The 4162-nt window shown below is 40.5% G+C and carries 3 protein-coding genes; all 3 read left to right on the plus strand.

The genetic code is table 11. The annotated features are described in order from the left end of the window. Positions 1-218: 218 nt before the first annotated feature. The 3 genes from AC4II3_RS31660 to AC4II3_RS31670 all read left to right on the plus strand — a co-directional run bounded on the left by AC4II3_RS31660 (position 219) and on the right by AC4II3_RS31670 (position 3901). Positions 219-2789 carry a CHAT domain-containing protein gene (locus AC4II3_RS31660; protein ID WP_488014655.1) on the plus strand — a complete coding sequence of 857 codons (2571 nt, stop codon included), beginning with the start codon at positions 219-221 and terminating at the stop codon, positions 2787-2789. Between the two features lie 251 nt (positions 2790-3040). Next, complete coding sequence (locus AC4II3_RS31665) at positions 3041-3391, plus strand: helix-turn-helix domain-containing protein (RefSeq protein ID WP_488014653.1); 351 nt, start codon at positions 3041-3043, stop codon at positions 3389-3391. A gap of 78 nt (positions 3392-3469) precedes the next feature. Then, the gene (locus AC4II3_RS31670; RefSeq protein WP_488029583.1) at positions 3470-3901 is read left to right on the plus strand and encodes a transposase; all 432 of its coding nucleotides are present in this window, start codon (positions 3470-3472) and stop codon (positions 3899-3901) included. Positions 3902-4162 lie beyond the last annotated feature (261 nt).

Raw genomic sequence — 4162 nt, forward strand, 5'->3', positions numbered from 1 at the left:
CTAATGCTTGGATTATTAATGAGCAAGGTAATCTCGAATTAGTCGCTGTTGTCAATTCCAGCCAGGCGCTCGATTTCCTACGAGCAACTTGTGCGATTAAAGAGGATTAGATTTTAGGGTCGGCAAAGACAGTTTGGTTCAAATGAGTATTAATGATGAGATGACTTTGCCCATACTACTTTAGCTACTTTAAGCATTAATCTATTACCAATAGAATCATGAAAATCATCTTAAATTTAGTTACTGTCGGATTACCCAGTTTATTCCTAGCACTGACAGCTACTCCTAGTTTAGCGATCGCATCCCTTCACCACCCCCAAGTCAGTATTGCTCCAACCTTGCAAGCCCAAACTCCTCAGGCTACTAGTCAAGTTAGTAAACTTAACCAAGGCAGAGCTTATTTCAATAGCGGACAATTTGCCCAAGCAGCAGAAATTTGGGAACAAGCAGCCCAAGATTACGCAACTCGGGGTGACTCTCTCCATCAAGCCTTGAGTTTGAATTATCTATCCTTAGCTTACCAACACCTCAGTCAGTGGGATGTTGCCCAAACTGCTATTGAATCCAGCCTTAAGTTAGTCGAATCAGCTACCAGTAACAATCCTCTGCTGTCGGCACAAATTCTTAATACCAAGGCCAGACTCCTGTTCCACACTGGACAAAACCAATCTGCCCTAGAAACATTTCAACGGGCACAAAAGTATTATGATCAAGCGGTAGATAAAACTGGTGCTTTTATTAGCAAAATCAACCAAGCTGAAGCCCTCCAAAGCTTAGGATTTTATAATCGTGCAAAAGATATCCTAGAAGAGATTAATCAACAATTAGCAACTACAGAAAATTCTACAGTTAAAGTAGGAATGCTCAGAAGTTTAGGCATCGCTTTGCAAGTGTTGGGGGATGTAAACGCTAGTAGAGAGGTACTCGAACAAAGCTTATCTATTGCTCAGGATATGGAAGCCACTAACCAATTAGGTATTATCCTGTTGAGTTTAGGCAATACAGCCCTTGATGCTGGAGATAATGCAGCAGCCTTAGATTACTTTAAACAAGCAGAAAAAGCCACTACCAATCCAGAAGAAAAAGTTAAAATTCGCCTCAACCAACTACGCCTTTATCTCCAATTAGAACAGTGGCAAAATGCTAATGCTATCGCTACCAAAATTTACCAAAAACTGAGCCAGTTACAGCCCAGTCGCTCCTCTGTTTATGGGGCAGTCAACTTAGCCGCTAGTTGGCAAAAAATGGGTTACCAAGGTAAATCCTTGACGCTTCAACAAGTCAATCAAATCCTTGTCCAAGCAGTTAAATCTGCCCGAAAACTCAAGGATGCCCAAGCTGAAGCCTATGCCCTCTATCACTGGGGCAAACTTTATAGTAGCAATGGTCAGTTAGCTGATGCTATCAAGCTTACTCAAAAATCTTTAATTATTGCCCAACAAATTAACGCTACGGAAATTAGTTCCCAAGCGGCTTGGCAATTAGGTAAATTGCACAAAAAACAGGGAAAATTGACGGAAGCGATCGCGGCCTACACTGAAGCAGTCAAAGACTTAAAAACCTTGCGTGGTGATTTAGTTTCCATTAATCCAGATATCCAGTTTTCCTTCCGAAAAAGCGTTGAACCAGTATACCGAGAACTGGTAGAATTGTTGCTAGACGGTAATCCTAGTCAAGAGAACCTGAAAAAAGCACGGCAGGTCATTGAGGATTTACAATTAGCAGAACTGGATAACTTTTTCCGGCAAGCTTGTTTAGATGCCAATGTTGCCGAAATTGATCAGATTGACAGGTCAGCAACGGTAATTTACCCGATTATTTTGCCAGAACGTTTAGCTGTGATTGTCTCCGCCCCCGGTAAACCCATTGGCTATTATTCTACGTCTGTGTCTGCAGCAGAGGTGGAGCAAAACCTGACCAGATTTTTGAGCTCCCTCCATCCTGTCTTTAAGCAAGACCAACGCTTACCCCACCTCCAAAAAGTTTATGACTGGCTAATCCGACCTGCGGAACAAGAGCAAATTTTAACGGATACCAAAACCCTGGTGTTTATCCTGGATGGCAAATTACGTAAACTGCCGATGGCAGCCTTACACGATGGAGAGCAGTATCTCGTGGAAAAATACAATATTTCCGTGTCTCTAGGGTTGCAACTGCTAGATCCACAACCGTTACGAAAAGAGAAATTTAGTATCATTGCTGGGGGATTGAGTGAAGCTCGTCAAGGCTTTAAATCTTTACCAGGGGTGAAGCAGGAAATTGAGCAAATTGCTAAAAGCTTGAACCCAGACTCAGTCATGCTCAATCAAGAATTTACAAGCAACAGAGTGTCTAAGGAAATAACCACTAAAACCTCCAATGTGATACACTTAGCTACTCATGGTCAGTTTAGCTCCAAAGCTGAGGAGACGTTTATATTAACCTGGGAAAATAAAATTAATGTCCAAGAATTAGAGCAACTGCTCCGTAGTCAACAATTGTTGGGAGAAGACCAAATTGATTTACTCGTTCTTAGTGCTTGTCAAACGGCTAAAGGGGACGATCAAGCTATGTTAGGGTTAGCGGGTTTTGCGATTAAATCGGGAGCGCGTTCTACTTTAGGGACATTGTGGAAAGTGCGTGATGACTCCACTGCTATATTCATCAACAAGTTTTACGAATACCTAAAACAGCCAGAAATCACTAAAGCAGAAGCGGTCAGGAAAGCCCAACTAGATTTAATTGGGGATAGCAAGTTTAATGAACCTCTGTTTTGGGCACCTTTTATTCTGGTCGGTAATTGGCTGTAAAGGGAATCGGGAATCGGGAATCGGGAATCGGGAATCGGGAATCGGGAACAGGGAACATAAAGGTGTTGATAAACGTTAATTTTATTAACATATTTAACAAAAATTAAAGCGTTTATAGCACTTATAGAGGTACAGTATTTTTTGAGTATGATTCGCTTAAAATTATCTTTAATATTGCTTGCTATACCAATCCTAAATGATTTTGAAGAAAAATCAGATATCATGGAATATAAATTTACCACAATGTTCTCATGACTCTGGAAGAATTTATAGCTAGCAATCGAGACCCTAGAGAGCTAAAGCGAGCAATAGCCGTGAAAATGCGAATTCAAGGACTCAAGCACCGAGAAATCCAAGCAGTGTTGGGAGTTCAATCGAGCTATATTAGTCGTTGGGAAAAACGCTATCGAGAGGAAGGATGTTCTGGTCTGAGGTTACGGCATAAAGGTAGCTCAGGTTACTTGAGTGATTCACAACGTCAAGCTGTCATAGACTGGATTAAACAAGAAACACAAAGACATCTTTGGGAATTAGTTGACCATGAAGAACCACGTTTATGGAGTTGTGTATCGGTCTGTGCAAAGCTATTACGACTTACTTAAGAGTGCGGGAATGAGTTGGCATAAGGGTAAAAAAAAAGTCCCAAGTATGATAAGTCTGTGGTCGATGAGCACAACCAAATGATTAGTGATTGGCTCGAACATAATCAACAAGAAATCCAAAAGGGAAAAATTAGGGTCTTCTCTTTAGATGAATGTCATGTTTGTGCAGGGGATATTTGTGGTTATGGGTGGGGAGATTGTAAAGAAAGACGAGAGGTAGATTTAGACAATTATCGTGATTCTCAGACTTACTATGGGGCATTGGACTGTGTCAGTGGAGAAGTTATACTCAGTGCTTATAAAACAGCTAACAGTTCGTCAACAATTGATTTTATCAAACATCTGCAAAGGCGAAGTGAAGGGGCACAGATTGTTTTAGTGTGGGATGGAGCCAGTTATCACCGTTCCCAGGAGTTTCGTAATTTTCTTGCACAAGTTAATACTGATCAACAGTGGAATGTTCACTGTCTACGCTTTGCTCAGGCGCGCACCATCATAAAATCCAATTGAGAACATTTGGGGGCAGGCTAAAAAGCTGTTACAACAGATGCATCAACGATGTAAATGTTTCAAGCTCACTAAGAAATTATTTGAATTATTTATTGAATATCGATTATTTACTATGCCTAATTTAGGCACTTATGAAGCTTTCTCTATTATCATTTAGGAGTAGTATACCTGTTGCCTGTTGCCTTATATAGCATTTCCAAATAGCTCATTCTAAATTCTAAATTCTAAATTCTAAATTCTAAATTCTAAATTCTAAATTCT

The sequence above is a fragment of the Moorena sp. genome (assembly GCF_982860115.1).